Origin of the sequence: Massilia rhizosphaerae, from assembly GCF_016093545.1 — a bacterium.
In the GTDB taxonomy this organism is placed as follows: Bacteria; Pseudomonadota; Gammaproteobacteria; order Burkholderiales; family Burkholderiaceae_D; genus Telluria; species Telluria rhizosphaerae.
Map to the genome: position 1 here is coordinate 338,883 of NZ_JADKYX010000004.1, position 16,215 is coordinate 355,097.

Here is a 16,215-nt window from a genome sequence, read left to right on the forward strand (position 1 = left end):
GCGTCAACGCTTCATTTGATGCAGACGGCGCGCACCATCTTGATGTCGGTGACGCCGTCCAGGATCTTTTCGATGCCGTCCATTTTCAGGGTCAGCATGCCGTCTTCCAGCGCGGCCGCGAGCAGCTCGGCCACGCGCGCGTGCTCGGTCAGGAGGCGCTTGACGCGCTCGCTGCCCAGCATCAGCTCATGCAGCCCCACGCGTCCGCGGTATCCCTTGTTGCATTCGGCGCAGCCGACCGCGCGGTACAGCGTGAAGCGGCCTTCGGCGTCCCCGTGGCGTGCGCGCCAGCCGGCGAGAACGTCCGCGCGCGCGGCCTCCGGATCGGCCACGTAGGCCGCCTGGGCGCGCAATTCCTCGCAATATTCGTCGAGCAGCGCTTCCACTTCGGCGTCGTCGGGGTGGTAGGCCTCGCGGCACGCGGTGCACAGGCGGCGCGCCAGGCGCTGCGCGAGGATGCCCAGCAGGGCGTCGGCAAAATTGAACGGGTCCATCCCCATGTCGAGCAGGCGCACGACGGATTCCGGCGCGCTGTTCGTGTGCAGCGTCGAGAACACTAGGTGGCCCGTCAGCGACGCTTCGATGCCGGTGCTGACTGTCTCGCGGTCGCGCATCTCGCCGACCATGATCACGTCCGGGTCGGCGCGCAGGAAGGCGCGCATGACGGTCGCGAAATCGAGGCCGGTCTTGCGGTTGACCTGCACCTGGCGCAGGCCCTTCTGGGTGATCTCGACCGGATCCTCGGCCGTCCAGATCTTCGTCTCCGGCGTGTTCAGGTGGGCCAGGATCGAGTGCAGGGTCGTCGTCTTGCCCGAGCCAGTCGGCCCGCACACGAAGAACAGCCCGTACGGTTTGCCGACGGCGGATTTCAGGCGGTCCAGGTTGTGCGGCAGGACGCCCAGCTTGTCGAGCGGGATCGGCTCGCCGGCCTGCAGGATGCGCATCACGATGTCCTCGACGCCGCCGCTGGACGGGATCGTCGCCACGCGCAGCTCGATGTCGAGCGGGCCGTACTTGCGGAAGCGGATCTTGCCGTCCTGCGGCTTGCGCCGCTCGGAGATGTCGAGGTCGCACATGATTTTCACGCGCGCGACGAGGGCGTTGCGGTAGCTGGCCGGGATCTCGATGTACGGCACGAGTACGCCGTCCTTGCGGAAGCGCACGCCCGTCTTGCCGCGCCCCGGCTGCGGTTCGATGTGGATGTCGGACGCGCCCTGGCGGTACGCGTCGACGATGATCCGGTTGAGCAGCTTGACCAGTTCGTTCTCGACGGCGGCCGAGACGTCGGTCCCGCCGCCTTCCGCGTCCTCGTCCGGATCGCCGTCCTCGTCCAGGTGCGACAGCAGTTCGCCGACGCTCGCGTCGTCGACGACCGGGCCGCCGAAGAACTGGGCGACGGTCAGGCGCAGGTCGTGCCGGGTCGTCACGCGCCAGGCGAAGCGCGCGCGCTTGAACACCTGCGCCGCGATGTGGCTGGCGGCCACGCGTTCCGGGTCCAGCGCCATCAGCACGAGACCGTCGGGACCGTCCTCCAGCGGCAACCAGCCGTGTTCGAGCGCGTACTGCTGCTTCAGGTTGCGCAGCAGCTCGACGGGTTTCACGCGCTCGGCGCGGAACGGTTCGTACGGCAGGCCGGTGGTGTCGGACAGCGCCTGCCCGAGCTGCGCGGGCTTGAGGCGGAAGTCGGCCAGCAGGACGTCTTCGATGTCGGCGTCGCGCTCGCGCGCGAGGCGCGTGGCCTGCTCCAGTTCCTGCGGCGTCAACAGGGCCTGCGCCACGAGGCCGTCGTAGCGGCCGCGCGGCAGCGGCGCACGCAGGCGCTGGCTGAGCGCGACGGACAAGGTCTCGCACAACTGCTTCACGCCCTCCAGGCACAGTGGCGGGAACGGGCCGCCCGCGCGGTGGTTGATGAACTGGACGACGCCCAGCAGGGCGCCGCCCGGTTCGGCCGACGGCGCGACGAGCGGCGCGACCAGCATCTCGCGCGTGCGGTAGCCGGTTTTCTGGTCGACGCCGCGCTGGAAACGCAGATTGGGCGCCAGGCGCCGCAGCTCGGCCTCGTCGTAGACGTCGGCGATGTTGACGGTCTGGCGCGTCTGGCCGACGAAGCCGGCGACGGAGTTGGGGCCGATCGGCAGCTTCAACTCGCGGAACGACGACAGGCCGGTCTTGACCTTGGCGATGAGGGCGTCCTGCTCGGGCGTCACGACGTACAAGGTGAAGCGGTCGCTGTCGAACAGGTCGCAGAAATCCAGGCCCAGGTCGAGCATGATCTGGTCCAGGTTGGCGGTGGCGTGGATGCGCGTGGAGATCGCCTGCAGCCGGCGCTGGAAGTCGAGGCGGCGCTCCGTGTCGCCGGTGGCGCGCCGGTCGCCCTTGCGCTGGTCGACGAAATCCGCGCTCATCATAACGTCACTTCCAGGCCTTCGTATGCGAGTTTCACGACCAGGCCGTCCAGGCGGTCGTGCCAGCGCGCGAGCGCCTGTGCGAACACGGCTTCCAGCTCGTCGTCGGAGCGGGTCGGCTCGTGGTGGGTGCAGTACAGGCTGCGCGCCCCGACCTTGAGCGCCAGCGCGATGGCGGCGTCGAACGTGCCGTGGCCCCAGCCCTGCTTGGCCGGGTATTCCTCGCGCGTGTACGAGCAGTCGGCGATCAGGGCGTCGACGCCTTCCATGGCGCGTTCGATCTCCTGCTCGCGCCGTTCGATCTCGAGCTGCGCCGCGGCGTGTTCCGCGCTGCCGGGCGCCTGCGGATTGAAGAACGGTTCATGGTCGCCCGTGAAGAACACGGCGCGGCCGTTGCATTCGACGCGGTAGCCGAGGTTCGTGACGGGATGGTGCATCACGACGTTGTGCACCACCACGTCGCCCACCGCGTGCGGCACGCCGACGTCCAGCGTGCGGTAGTCGATGACGGCGTCCATGTGTTCTTCGCTGACGGGAAAGTAGCTGTTCTGCAGCTGCACGCCCATCACGTGCTCGATGCCCTGGCCCGTGACATGGTCGTGGGCGCCGTGCAGGCAGACGCGCGAGCCTTTCACGAACAGCGGCGTGAAGAAGGGCAGGCCGTGGATGTGGTCCCAGTGGCTGTGCGTGATGAAGATGTTCGCGACCACGGGGGCGCCGTCCTGCGCGCGGCGGCGCATGAGGTCCTGGGCGAGGGCGTAGATGCCCGTGCCGGCGTCGAGCACGACCAGGGTGCCGTCGTCGCCGCGCACTTCGATGCAGGTGGTGTTGCCGCCGTAACGCACGGTACGCGGCCCGGGGGACGGGATGGATCCGCGCACTCCCCAGAATTTGAATTTCATAGAAGTCCCTTGCTGTGCAGCCCGTCGTCTGCTCATGTTTTCTTGCCGCGGCCCAAGCCTGTTCCGTTGCAATACGTGTCAAATAATAGCGGGATTTTGTAACCGGTCATCTGAAATTTGCGTTTTCGCATCGATGTGTGTACAGCGGTCTCCAAGGAAGTTACACTGTGTGGGAATTTCAGTCCGGCAATTTTTGTGGCGATCAGGCACGTCGGATGACAGCGAGATGGACACAATCATGCAAGAGCTCACCCCGACCAATATCGTAGAGCGGCTCGACCTGCTCACGGAGGTCAGCGTCGCCCTCGGCGACGGCCACGACATCGACACTTTTCTCGACCGCATCCTCAAGGTCGCGAAAAGCATGACGAATGCCGACGGCGGCACGCTGTACCGGCCGAGCGGCGACGAGCGCAGCCTGTGCTTCCACATCTGGCTGAACGACTCGCTGGAGATCTACCAGGGCGGCGGCAGCGGCAATGCCATCGACCTGGCGCCGATCCCCCTGTATGACCAATATGGCAACAAGAATCTCGCGTCCGTGGCGGCGTACGCGGCCAACTTCCACCAGTCGGTGAACATCGGCGACGTGTACCGGGCCGACGTCTTCAGTTTCTCGGGCATGCGCGCGTTCGACCAGCGGTTCGGCTACCGGTCGAAGTCCATCCTGACGGTGCCGATGACGGACCACGCGGGCGACCTGGTGGGCGTGCTCCAGCTGATCAACGCGCTGGACCGGGACACCGGCGAGATCCGTTCGTTTTCCGATACGGACCAGCGTTTCATCGAGGCGCTGGCGGGGCAGGCGGCCGTGGCGCTCACGAACCAGCAGCTCGTCGTGCAGATGGAAGCGCTGCTCGAGGCCCTCGTCAACCTGATCAACATCGGCATCGACGAAAAATCGCCCTACACGGGCCGCCACTGCCAGTTCGTGCCGGAATTGACGATGATGCTGGCCGAGGCCGTGCACGAGACGAACAGCGGCCCGATGGCGGCGTTCCGCATGAGCGACGCCGACCGCCGCGAACTGTGGCTCGCGGGCCTGCTGCACGACTGCGGCAAGATCACGACGCCGGTGCACGTCGTCGACAAGGCGACCAAGCTGCAGACGATCTTCGACCGCATCCACATGATCGACACGCGCTTCGAGGTGCTGTTGCGCGACGCCGAGATCCGCGCCTTGCGGGCGAAGTGCGCGCCCGGCGCCGACCACGCCGCCATCGACGGCGGCCTGGCCGCCGAGCAGGCGCGCCTGCGCGCGGACCGCGATTTCCTGCGCCACGCGAACATCGGCAGCGAGGGCATGTCGCCCGACGACCAGGAGCGCGTGCGCCGCATCGCCGCCTGGCGCTGGACGGGACCGGACGGCGTGGAGCGCGACTTCCTCGACGAGGACGAGGTGCGCAACCTGACCGTGCGCTTCGGGACGCTGAACGACGACGAACGCAAGATCATCAACAACCACATCACGGTCACGATCCGCATGCTCGAATCGCTGCCGTGGCCCAAGCACCTGAAGAACGTGCCGGAATACGCGGGCGGCCACCACGAGCGCATGGACGGCAAGGGCTACCCGCGCGGCCTCACGCGCGAGCAGATGTCCGTGCAGGCGCGCGTGATGGCCATCGCCGACATCTTCGAGGCCCTGACCGCGCGCGACCGTCCTTACAAGAAAGGCAAGACGCTGTCCGAGTCGCTCCACATCCTGGGCAAGTTCGCGCTCAACGGCCACATCGACCCGGACCTGTTCGACATCTTCGTGCGCCAGAAGGTCTATCTGCACTTCGCCCGCAAGAACCTGGATCCGTCGCAGATCGACATGGTCGACGAGGCCGCGATCCCGGGCTACGCGCCGTGAAGGTGCTGCGCAGGTACGGCGCGCGCTGGGCGCTGGGGCTGGCGCTGACCCTGGCCGCGCTGGGCTATGTGAAGGACATGTGGAGCAGCGTCGCGATCGCGCGCCAGGACACCATCATCGGCGACCTGCGCATGCGCCTGGAGGCGCCCGAGCTCGACCAGCGCATCGTGATCGTCGACATCGACACCAAGAGCCTGGGCGAAGTCGGACGTTTTCCCTGGAGCCGCAACGTGCTGGCGCGACTGGTCCACCAGCTGGCGGACCGCTACCAGGCCGCGGCGATCGGCTTCGACATCTCCTTTCCCGAACCGGACACCAGTTCCGGCTACGCCGTGCTGGACCGCTTGGCGGCGCACGAGCTGAAGGACGATGCGGGCCTGCGCGCGCAACTGGCCCGGCTGCAGCCGGCGCTCGACTACGACGGCCTGTTCGCCCAGGCCATGCGGGGACGGCCCGTGGTGCTGGGCTATAACCTGGCGACCGTGAAGCGGGGCGTGCTGCCGCCGCCCGCGTTCACGGTGGCCGACCTGAAGGGGCACGAACTGGACGCGTACAACCCCGCCGGCTACGAGGCCAACCTCGCGCGCCTGCAGGCGGCGGCGCGCGGCGCCGGCAGTTTTACCGCGATCACCGACGACGACGGCATGGTGCGTTCCAGCGCGCTGCTGCAGCGCATCGGCGACGGCTACTACCCGTCGCTGGCGCTGGCCACGGCCGCCGTGTACCTGAACGCCGGCGCGATCGCGCCGGATTTCGGCAAGTATGACGCGCACACCGGGGCCGCCGTGGCCATCCGCATGGCCGTGGCGGGCGGCACGCTGTCCATCCCGGTCGGCGAAAACCTGCTCTCGGCCGTGCAGTTCCGCGGCACCGGCGGCCCGCAGGGCGGGGCGTTCCGCTACGTGTCGGCGGCCGACGTGCTGGCGGGGCGGGTGGCGCCCGACGTGTTGCAGGGAACGATCGTGCTGGTCGGGACGACGGCGCCCGGCCTGCAGGACTTGCGCGCCACGCCCGTCAACAAGGAATACCCGGGCGTCGAGGTGCACGCGAACGTCATCAAGTCCATCCTCGACCAGCACTTCAAGACGCATCCCGATTACGCGACGGGCATCGAGCTGGCGCAGGTCCTCGTCTTCGGACTCGCCTTGTCCCTGCTGCTGCCGGCCCTCGCGCCGCTGCCGGCCGTGCTGGCGTCCGGTGGCGCCTTCGCGGCCGTCGTGGGCCTGAACTGGGTTGCCTACCGCGCGTTCGACTGGACGACGAACATGTTCGTCTGCCTGCTCCTGATCGCGCTGCTGTTCGTGCTGAACCTGGCCTGGGGCTGGTTCTTCGAATTCCGCAAGGGCCGCGCGCTCGTCTCGCGCTTCGGCGAATACGTGGCGCCGGAACTCGTCGCGCAAATGGCCGAGAACCCGGAAGCCTATACGATGGAAGGGGAGAGCCGCGAATTGTCCGTGATGTTCGTCGACGTGCGCGGCTTCACGACGATCTCGGAAGGCCTGTCGCCCAAGGCGCTGCGCGAATACATCAATCTGTACCTGACCGCGATGTCCGAGGACATCCGCGCCAGCCACCAGGGCACGCTCGACAAATACATCGGCGACGCCGTGATGGCCTTCTGGGGCGCGCCCGTCACCTTCGCCGACCACGCCAGCCGCGCCGTCGCCACGTCGCTGCTGATGCAGGCCAGCGCCGCGCGCCTGGACGACGATTTCCAGCGGCGCGGCTGGCCGCCGCTCGCCATCGGCATCGGCATCAATTCCGGCGTGATGCACGTGGGCGACATGGGCTCGGCGATCCGCCGCGCCTACACCGTGATGGGCGACGCCGTGAACCTCGCCTCGCGCCTGGAAGGCATCACGAAGGTGTACGGCGTGGGCATCGTCGTGGGTGAGGCGACGCGGCTGGCGGCGCCGGAATTCGTGTACCGCGAGCTGGACCTCGTGCGCGTGAAGGGCAAGAACGAACCTGTCGCCATCTTCGAGCCGCTCGGCAAGCCGGCCGACGTCGCGCCCGCCGTGCTGGACGAACTGGCCGCGTGGGACGCCGCGCTGGCCCGCGTGCGCGCGCAGGACTGGGATGCGGCGGCAAGCGCCATCGGGTCGCTGCACGCGGCGCATCCCGGGCGGGCGCTGTATGCCCTGTACCTGGAACGCATCGCCCACTGGCGCGCGGCGCCGCCCGGCGACGGCTGGGACGGGGTGACGACGTTCGAGACGAAGTGACGGTGTGTCGGGCACACAACGCCGCGTCCGGGCGATCCCCCCATCCCGTGGGGAAGATGCGGAATCCCCGATAATTTTTCTCTCAAGCAAGGAAAACCTGATTACACTCGCAACAAATCGGGGTATTTTTCCTTTTCAGCGGCATCGTCGCCGCAGGCCCGGGGATGCATGGGCCAGAACAATAACGATATGGTCATCCATCACATGAAACTACGCTTGGCACGCCTGATCGCGGGCTCGGTGCTGGCTGCCGCCGCCGGCGCCGCCTGGGCGGAGGACGCGATCCGGTTCGAGATCAGCCGCTTCGAGGTGAGCGGCAACACGTTGCTGCCCGCCGCCGAGGTGCAGGCCGCGGTGGCGCCGTACGCCGGCAGGAACCGCGATTTCGGCGACGTCGAGCGCGCGCTGGAGGCGCTCGAGGCGGTGTACCACGCGCACGGCTTCAACGTCGTCACCGTCCAGTTGCCCGAACAGGAACTGAACGGCGGCGTCGTGCGCCTGAACGTCATCCAGACGAAGGTGCGCCAGGTCGAGGTGACGGGCAACCGCTGGTTCTCCGAAGCGAACGTGCGCGCCAGCCTGCCCACCCTGGTGCCGGGCGCGACGCCCAACCTGGACGACGTGTCGCGCAACCTCAGGCTCGTCAACGAGAACCCGGCCAAGAAAGTGAAACTGAGTCTCGCCGGCTCCGATGCGGACGGCGAGGACGCGGTCGACGCCAAGGTCGAAGTCGCGGACGAGCGCCCGTGGCGGGTCGTGCTCAACGCCGACAACACGGGCACCGCGTCCACCGGCAAGACCCACGCGGGCGTGCTGCTGCAGCACGCCGACCTGTGGGGCCGCGACCACGTGGGCACGCTGCAGTACACGACGACGGCCGAGCGCCCGGACCGCGTGGCCGTGTGGGCCGCCGGCTACCACGTGCCGCTGTACGCGCTGGGCGATTCCGTCGACCTGTTCGCCAGCTATTCGGACGTCGACTCGGGCGCCGTCAACGCCGGCCTGTTCGACCTCGCCGTGAGCGGCAAGGGCACGGTCTACGGCGGCCGCTACAACCACGTGCTGGCGAAGCGCGGCAACCTGGAAAGCCGCATCGTGTACGGGGTCGACGTCAAGGCCTACCGCAACAGCGTGGTCTTCGGCCAGCAGAACTTCGGCAACGACGTCACCGTGCGCCCGCTCTCCATCGGCTATGCGGCCAGCGAGGCGGAGCCCGCCGGCCGGTTCGACGTCTCGATCGCCCTGCTGCAGAACGTGCCGGGCGGTTCGCGCGGCGCCGCGGACGATTTCGCGGCCGTGCGCAGCGGCGCCAGGGCCGGCTACCGCATGGTGCGCTTCGCGGCCGCCATCGCCAGCGTCGTCGGCGCCGACTGGCAGACGCGCGTGCTGCTGAACGGCCAGTGGACGCACGACGCGCTCGTGCCGGGCGAGCAGTTCGGCGCCGGCGGCGCGACGACGGTGCGCGGCTTCGGCGAACGCGACCTCGCCACGGACACGGGCATCGTCTCCAACGTCGAGCTGTACACGCCGGACTTGTGCAACCGCGTCGGTTGGCAATGCCGCGTGCTCGGCTTCTACGACACGGCCTGGGGCGAGCGCAACCGCGCGCTGCCGGGCGAATTGCATCGCGCCGCGATCTCCAGCACGGGCCTGGGCGTGCGCATCGCGGCGGGCAACGCGGCCAGCGTGCAGCTCGACTACGGCCACGGCATGCACGTCGGCCAGGTGGCGGCGACCAGCCGGAACAAGCTCCACGTGCGCGTGGCGCTGGCGTATTGAGGACATCGTCATGACTTCATCGATCAAAAGAAGGCTGGGCGCGCTGCTGCTGGCGGCGGCCTGTTGCGGCACCGGAACCGCCGCGCCCACGCTGCCGCAAGTGGTGGCGGGCCAGGCCACCTTCAACCAGCAGGGCAACGTGTTCTCGATCACGAACACGCCCGGCGCCATCATCAACTGGCAGAGTTTCAATATTCAAGCAGGCGAGATCACCCGCTTCATCCAGCAGAACGCCGGCAGCGCGGTGCTGAACCGCGTGCTGGGCCAGGATCCGACGAAGATTCTCGGCGCGCTGCAATCGAACGGCAAGGTCTTCCTGATCAACCCGAACGGCATCCTGTTCGGCCAGGGCGCGCGCGTGGACGTGAACGGCCTCGTCGCCTCCACGCTGAACATCAGCGACGCCGACTTCCAGGCCGGCCGCAAGCGCTTCCAGGCGGGAGCGACGGCGGGCGGCGTGCGCAACGACGGCACCATCGCGACGCCCGGCGGCGGCCAGGTTTTCCTGATCGCGCCCGACGTGCAGAACACGGGCATCATCACGGCGCCGGGTGGCGATGTGATCCTCGCGGCCGGGCACACCGTGCAACTGGTGGATTCGAGCGACCCGGACCTGCGCGTGGAACTCTCCGCGCCGGCCGGACAAGCCATCAACCTGGGGCAGGTGATCGCGCAGGGCGGCCGCATCGGCATCTACGGCGCCCTCGTCAACCAGCGCGGCGTCGTCAACGCGGACAGCGCCGTGATGGGCGCGAACGGCCGCGTCATCCTGAAGGCCAGCCATCAAGTCGCGCTGGACGCCGGCAGCGTCACGCGCGCGTCCGGCACCGCGGGTGCGGACGGCGGCACGGTCCAGGTGCTGGGCCCGCAGGTGGATGTCGCCGCCGGCGCGGGCATCGACGCGAGCGGCCGCAATGGCGGCGCGGTGCTCGTCGGCGGCGACTGGCAGGGTAGCGGCAACGTGCTGCGCGCGCAGCGGACGAGCGTCGCGGCGGGCGCCGTCATCCGCGCCGACGGCCATGCGGGCAACGGCGGCAAGGTCGTGCTGTGGTCCGACGGCGCGACGGGCGCGCACGGGACCGTGTCCGCGCGGGGCAGCGCGGCCGGCGGCGCGGTCGAAACGTCCGGGCACGTGCTGGACGTCGACGGCATCGCGGTCGACGCGGCGGGCGGCGCGGGCAAGAACGGCACGTGGCTGCTGGACCCGTACGACATCGAGGTGGTGGCGGGCGGCACGGCGAACGCGGACGACGTGAAGACGCCGTCCGGCGGCACCGCGACGGGCCTCACGCGCGTCGCGCCGGCCACGCTGACGGCGGCCGGCACCGACGTCGTCCTGCAAGCGCAGCACGACCTCACGGTCACGGACGCGCTGGACGCGGCCGGCAGCGTGCACGCGACGGCCGGCAACGACATCGCCGTCAATGCGCAGGTGAGTGCCGGCGGCGACCTCGATTTCCGCGCCGGGAATGCGTTCGCGCTGGGCGCGGGCGGCACCCTGAAGACGGGGAATTACATCGACGTCAGCGCCAACCAGGTCACCTTGGCAGGCAACATCGCCGGCAATGGCCAGTTGCCGATCCTGACCTTGACGTCGGTCGACCCGACGCGCCCGATCAGCATCGGCACGGGCACGGGCAATGCCGGCGCGCTGGTGCTGGACGCGGCGGCGTTGCAGCGCCTGGGCGCCAACCTGTACGAGATCAACGTCGGCAACAGCGCGCACACGGGCGCCGTGACGGTCGACGGCACGCTGGCGACGGCGGCGAACGTCGTGCTGGAAAACGCCGGCGACATCCGGGTGGGCGCGGCCGTCGACCTGTCCGCGAACGCGGACAGCCGCTTCATCGCGAGCCAGTACGCGAGCGGAGGCCTGGTCGACATCGCGGGGGCCGTGACGGCGTCCAAGTCGATCCTGCTGCAGGGCGACCGCGTGAACATCGGCGCGCCGGTGTCCGCCGCCGGCGTCACGCTGCAGCCGAACAGCGCCGGCACGCCCATCACGATCGGCGGCGACGGCACGGCCGCCGGCCTCGCGATCGGGCAGGCGGCGCTCGCCAACGTGAACGCGAACGAACTCACCATCGGCGCCCTCGCGGGCGGCTGGGGCGGCATCGACGTCGCGGGGCCCACGACGCTCACGAGCGCGAAAGTGACGCTGGACGCCGGCGCCGGCGCGCTGTCGATCCGCTCGCCGTTGAACGCATCGGGCACGCTCGCGCTGGCCTCGGCGGTCGGCATTTACGAAAAAGACGCCGGTACCGTCGGCGCGGGCGCCGTGGCGCTGCGCGGCGGCCAGGTGGTGCTCACCGGCGCCAATGCGATCGGCACCCTGGCCGGCACCAGCGGCGCCGACCTGTTCCAGGTGACGACGACGGGCGACCTGCACATCGGCAGCGTCGACGGACTGGCCGGCGTCGCCGCGCCGGGCGCCAGCCTGCAATTCATCAGCGGCGGCGCGTTGACGCTGGACGCGGGCGTGTCCGGCGGCGCCGGCGCCACCCTGGACGCGGCGGGCATCGCGGGCAACGGCGTGCTGCGGGCGGCCACGCTGACCCTGACGTCCAGCGCCGGCATCGGTGCGACGGCAAACCCGCTCAAGACCCGCACCGGCACGCTGACGGCATCCAACAAGGGCACGGGCAGCCACATCATCAACGTCGCCAACGCCGGTCCCCTCGTGCTCGCCCGGGCCGTGCAGGACGGCACCGGCAACGGCGGCGCGATCGCGATCGACAGCGTGGGCGGCATGACCGTGCCGGCCGGCGACGAAGTCCGCACGAGCAGCGGCGACATCGGCTTGACGACGCACAGCCCGCTCACCATCGAGGGCAGCGTGACGACGACGAGCGGCAACGTGCGCCTGCTGGCGGACAACGGCGGCGCCCTCACGATCGCCACCGGCGCCCGCGTGTCGTCCAGCACCGGCAACGTCAGCATCACGGGCGGCACGACGCAGATCGCGGCCGACACCGTCGCCGTATCGAGTCCGGACAAGCTGCAGGTCACGGCCACGAGCACGGACAGCGGACCGCCGCCGCCGCCGCCCGCGCCGCCGACGCTCGACGCCTGCCTCGCCGACCGCACCGTCGCCGGCTGCGGCCCCGTGCTGGACGCCGCGCTGCAGGCCTGCGTGGCCGATCCGTCCGGCCCGCGTTGCGGCGCGGTGCTGCCGACGTATGCCACCTGCGCGGCCCAGCCCACGACGGCCGGCTGCGCGCCCGTGATCAAGGAACACGACGCCATCACGGCCTGTATCGCCGACCCGACGGCGCCGGGCTGCGCGGCGACCTTGCCGCCGTTGGACCAGTGCCGCGCGGACGGCAGCGTGTACGGCTGCGCGCCCGTGCTGGCGCGGGCCCGCTTCGACGCCTGCCTCGTCAATCCGTCCGGCGCCGGCTGTGGCGACGTCCTGCCCAAGCTGGACGTGTGCAAGCTGACGCCGTCGCTCGAGGGCTGCACGCAGGTGCTGGCGCTGGGCTTCCAGGCTTGCCTGGCGAATCCGCACGATCCGAGCTGCGGCGGCATCCTGCCGACGCTGACGCAATGCCAGGGCAACAGCACGCTGCCCGGCTGCGACGTCGTGCTGCCCACGCTGGCCCAATGCATCGGCAGTCCGAGCCTGCAGGGCTGCGACGTGCGCCTGCCGACGCTGGCCGTGTGCGCGGCGGCGCCCGCGACGGCCGGCTGCGAGGCGGTGCTGCCGACGGCATCGTTCTGCAGCACGCACCCGGGCGACGCCAGCTGCGTGACGTTCAGCGGCAGCGGCGGCGCCGGCCAGAACGCGCAGGGCACGCCGGTGGCCAAGGCGGTGCAGACGACCGTCCAACTCATCAACACGGCGGCGCCCGCCATCGCACCGCAGATCGCTGCCGCCGCCGGTTCCGGTGGGGCGGGCAAGAGCGACGACGACGCGTCGGCCGTCAAGCCGGGCGAGCGCCTGTCCGGCCCGGCGCAGGCGGAACAATCTGGAGTCAAGAATGAAAAACCAGCGACCAAACTGTACTGCAATTGAGGCGCTGGCCCGGGGCGTGCTGTGCGCCGTGCTGCTGCTGGCCGGCGGCGCGGCGTGGGCGGGCCAGGTCGTGGGCGTCGTCGCGCACCTGAGCGGACCGCTCATGGACCGCAAGGCCGACGGCACCGTCAAGGTGCTGGCCGTCAAATCGGAAGTCGAAAGCGGCGACACGCTCGTGACGGAGAAGAACACCTACGCGCAGATCCGCTTCATCGACAACGGCGAGATCACGCTGCGTCCCGGCACCACCTTCAAGATCGACAACTTCGCGTACCAGGCGGACAAGCCGGAAGGCGACAGCGCCGCGTTCAGCCTGTTGAAGGGCGGCCTGCGCTCGATCACGGGTCTGCTGGGCAAGCGCAACAAGGAGAAGTTCTCGCTCAAGACGCCGACGGCCACGATCGGCATCCGCGGCACGACCTTCATCGCGCAATGGGTCGAGGCGCCCGTCGGGGCGCCTGCGCCGCCGTCGCTCCAGGCGGCGACGGCGCCGACGTTGCCCGTGCCAGGCCTGGCGCCGGGCCTGCACGTGGCGGTGCTGGAGGGGATGATCGTCGTGACGAACGCCGGCGGCGCGCAGAATTTCCCGGCCGGCCAATTCGGCTTCGTGCCGAGCTTGACCCAGCCGGCCATCGTCGTGCCCAGGAACCCGGGCCTGCAGTTCGCGCCACCGCCGACGTTCACCGGCAACAGCGGCGGGCCGCTCGCGTCGGAGGGCGCGGCGGCGCAGCGCGACAAGGTCGACTGCATCGTCCGCTAACCCGACAATTCGGACAATTCGGGGTCAGAGCACATTTGGGCGAAAATTCGGGGTCAGAGCACTTTTTGGAACATGATCCTTGAAGTAAGTTTGCATGACGGTGGCTGCCAGCCCGGGCCTGCGCATCCCGATATGCCCGCGTGCCGGGCTGGGTGTTACCGGTTTTTATGCGTTTAAAACATTGAGCCGAAAAATGCTCTGACCCCGAATTAGTGCTCTGACCCCGAATTAAAAAAGCCTGTGCACCTTTCGGCGCACAGGCTTTTTGTTTGGGCGGTCGGGGCGTTACAGGACGTCGCTCGCGTGGTCCGCCAGGCGCGAACGTTCGCCGCGCGCGAGGGTCACGTGGCCGCTGTGGCTCCAGCCCTTGAAGCGGTCGACCACGTACGTCAGGCCGCTCGAGCCCTCCGTCAGGTATGGCGTGTCGATCTGCGCGATGTTGCCCAGGCAGAGGATCTTCGTGCCCGGACCCGCGCGCGTGACGAGCGTCTTCATCTGCTTCGGCGTCAGGTTCTGCGCCTCGTCGATGATGAGGAATTTGTTGACGAACGTGCGGCCGCGCATGAAGTTCAGCGACTTGATCTTGATGCGCGAGCGGATCAGGTCCTGCGTGGCCGCGCGGCCCCAGTCGCCGGCGTCGCCGTCGGACTTCATCAGCACTTCCAGGTTGTCGTCGAAGGCGCCCATCCACGGCGACATCTTTTCTTCCTCCGTGCCGGGCAGGAAGCCGATGTCTTCGCCGACGGGCACCGTCACGCGGGTGACGATGATCTCGTTGTAGACCTTCGTCTCCAGCACCTGCGCCAGACCCGCCGCCAGCGCCAGCAGCGTCTTGCCCGTGCCGGCCTGGCCGAGCAGGGTGATGAAGTCGACGTCCGGATTCATGAGGAGGTTCAGCGCGAAATTCTGCTCGCGGTTGCGCGCCGTGATGCCCCACACATTGTTCTTGTTGCTGGAATAGTCGCGCAGGGTCTGCAGCACGGCCGTCCTGCCGTTGATCTGCTTGACCTGGGCGTACAGCGGCGCTTCGCCGTTCTTCGGTTCCAGGTACACGAACTGGTTCACGAGCAGCGACGGCACCAGCGGGCCGGTCACGCGGTAGAACGTGGACGAGTAGCCGCCCTTGATCTCCTGCCACGATTCGACGCCCTTGCCGTGCTTGGCCCAGAAGTCGTCCGGCAGCTGGACGATGCCCGAGTACAGCAGGTCGGTGTCTTCCAGCACGTGGTCGTTGAAATAGTCTTCCGCGGCGAGGCCCAGCGCGCGGGCCTTGATCCGCATATTGATGTCCTTGGACACCAGTACGATCGCGCGGCCCGGCTGCTCGGCCTCCAGCGCGCGCACGACGCCGAGGATCTGGTTGTCGGCCTTGCCGGACGGGAGACCCTCGGGCAGGGCGGCGCCGTTCAGGCGCGTCTGGAAGTGCAGGCGGCCCTTCGCGTCCTTGTTGCCCAGCTTGGCCAGCGGGATGCCGGTCTCGATGGCGTCGTCGTCGACGTTGGCGATCAGCGCGTCCAGGGTGCGCGAGACCTGGCGTGCGTTGCGCGCGACTTCCGACATGCCCTTCTTGTGGTTGTCGAGTTCTTCCAGCGTCATCATCGGCAGGTAGACGTCGTGTTCCTCGAAGCGGAACAGCGACGTCGGGTCGTGCATCAGCACGTTCGTGTCGAGCACGAACACCTTCGTCGTGCCCGAGGAATCGGCCTTGCGGCTCGCCTGCGACTTGACGTTGACTTCGACCGGCTTGTGTTTGGCCGGATGCGGTTCGTTCATGTCCGTTTCGCGCAGCTTGGCCGTGGCGGGCGCCGCCTTCGCCTTGCCGCGCTTGGCGGGTTTTTCCTCGGGCGCCGGGACGGGCACGGTTGCCGGCGCGGCGGCAGGCTTGTCTTCGCGCGCGGGCGCTTCGGCCAGCAGCGCGGCCTTCGACTTGCGCGGCTTCGCGGCCTTGGGCGCGGGCACGGCCGGGCCGCTGATCAGGTCTTCGACGGGGTCGTTTTCCGCTTTCGCGGCTGCGCGCACGGGCGTCTTGCCCGGTTCGGCCCTCGGATAATCCTTGGCCAGCAGGATGGTTGCCGGCTTGGTGGGGAGTTTAGGCAGTGGCATCAGGTTCTCAATCTAGAAAAAAGTCGGAAAAACGCATCGCGCGACGCGCGCGCGCCGCCGGGCGGACAGATGCAACTGGGAGGAGCTGCGAGGCGCCGGCCGGCCCGGACCCGGGCCCTGGCCGGCAGCCAGATTGGAATGATGCGGTGAGGTAAAACAGTGACTCAA

General features: G+C 69.0%; 8 protein-coding genes. 5 read left to right on the forward strand and 3 right to left on the reverse strand.

Annotated features, from left to right (window positions below):
* Nucleotides 1-11: 11 nt before the first annotated feature.
* Both ISF28_RS09250 and ISF28_RS09255 read right to left on the reverse strand, forming a co-directional pair.
* Entirely contained in the window at nt 12-2,408 is a 2,397-nt protein-coding gene (locus tag ISF28_RS09250; RefSeq protein WP_229518961.1) for a GspE/PulE family protein, read from the reverse strand.
* Nucleotides 2,405-3,307 (reverse strand): MBL fold metallo-hydrolase, encoded by a 903-nt coding sequence (locus ISF28_RS09255; RefSeq protein ID WP_198116866.1) that lies wholly within the window; start codon nt 3,305-3,307, stop codon nt 2,405-2,407. The genes ISF28_RS09250 and ISF28_RS09255 overlap by 4 nt, the downstream gene beginning before the upstream one ends.
* A gap of 238 nt (nt 3,308-3,545) precedes the next feature.
* Here ISF28_RS09255 and ISF28_RS09260 point away from each other — a divergent pair, with 238 nt between their 5' ends.
* The 5 genes from ISF28_RS09260 to ISF28_RS09280 all read left to right on the forward strand — a co-directional run bounded on the left by ISF28_RS09260 (nt 3,546) and on the right by ISF28_RS09280 (nt 13,944).
* On the forward strand, nt 3,546-5,165 hold the full coding sequence (locus ISF28_RS09260; protein ID WP_198116867.1) for a GAF and HD-GYP domain-containing protein: 1,620 nt from the start codon (nt 3,546-3,548) through the stop codon (nt 5,163-5,165).
* A complete protein-coding gene (locus tag ISF28_RS09265; protein ID WP_370663407.1) occupies nt 5,162-7,390 on the forward strand; it encodes a CHASE2 domain-containing protein in 2,229 nt (742 codons plus the stop codon). The genes ISF28_RS09260 and ISF28_RS09265 overlap by 4 nt, the downstream gene beginning before the upstream one ends.
* Nucleotides 7,391-7,594: 204 nt before the next feature.
* Nucleotides 7,595-9,169, forward strand: coding sequence for a ShlB/FhaC/HecB family hemolysin secretion/activation protein (locus tag ISF28_RS09270; protein WP_198116868.1), 1,575 nt, complete (start codon nt 7,595-7,597; stop codon nt 9,167-9,169).
* 10 nt (nt 9,170-9,179) lie between these two features.
* On the forward strand, nt 9,180-13,184 hold the full coding sequence (locus ISF28_RS09275; protein ID WP_198116869.1) for a two-partner secretion domain-containing protein: 4,005 nt from the start codon (nt 9,180-9,182) through the stop codon (nt 13,182-13,184).
* Entirely contained in the window at nt 13,150-13,944 is a 795-nt protein-coding gene (locus ISF28_RS09280; RefSeq protein ID WP_198116870.1) for a FecR family protein, read from the forward strand. Before ISF28_RS09275 ends, ISF28_RS09280 begins: the two co-directional genes overlap by 35 nt.
* Nucleotides 13,945-14,229: 285 nt before the next feature.
* Here ISF28_RS09280 and ISF28_RS09285 read toward each other — a convergent pair whose 3' ends face one another.
* Nucleotides 14,230-16,047, reverse strand: coding sequence for a PhoH family protein (locus ISF28_RS09285; protein ID WP_198116871.1), 1,818 nt, complete (start codon nt 16,045-16,047; stop codon nt 14,230-14,232).
* Nucleotides 16,048-16,215 lie beyond the last annotated feature (168 nt).

Excerpts from the sequence above, each read along its gene's own strand:
- ISF28_RS09275 (WP_198116869.1), top strand. The coding sequence starts at position 9,180 with ATGACTTCATCGATCAAAAGAAGGCTGGGCGCGCTGCTGCTGGCGGCG.
- ISF28_RS09280 (WP_198116870.1), top strand. The coding sequence starts at position 13,150 with ATGAAAAACCAGCGACCAAACTGTACTGCAATTGAGGCGCTGGCCCGG.
- ISF28_RS09270 (WP_198116868.1), top strand. The coding sequence starts at position 7,595 with ATGAAACTACGCTTGGCACGCCTGATCGCGGGCTCGGTGCTGGCTGCC.
- ISF28_RS09255 (WP_198116866.1), bottom strand. The coding sequence starts at position 3,307 with ATGAAATTCAAATTCTGGGGAGTGCGCGGATCCATCCCGTCCCCCGGG.
- ISF28_RS09285 (WP_198116871.1), bottom strand. The coding sequence starts at position 16,047 with ATGCCACTGCCTAAACTCCCCACCAAGCCGGCAACCATCCTGCTGGCC.
- ISF28_RS09260 (WP_198116867.1), top strand. The coding sequence starts at position 3,546 with ATGCAAGAGCTCACCCCGACCAATATCGTAGAGCGGCTCGACCTGCTC.
- ISF28_RS09250 (WP_229518961.1), bottom strand. The coding sequence starts at position 2,408 with ATGATGAGCGCGGATTTCGTCGACCAGCGCAAGGGCGACCGGCGCGCC.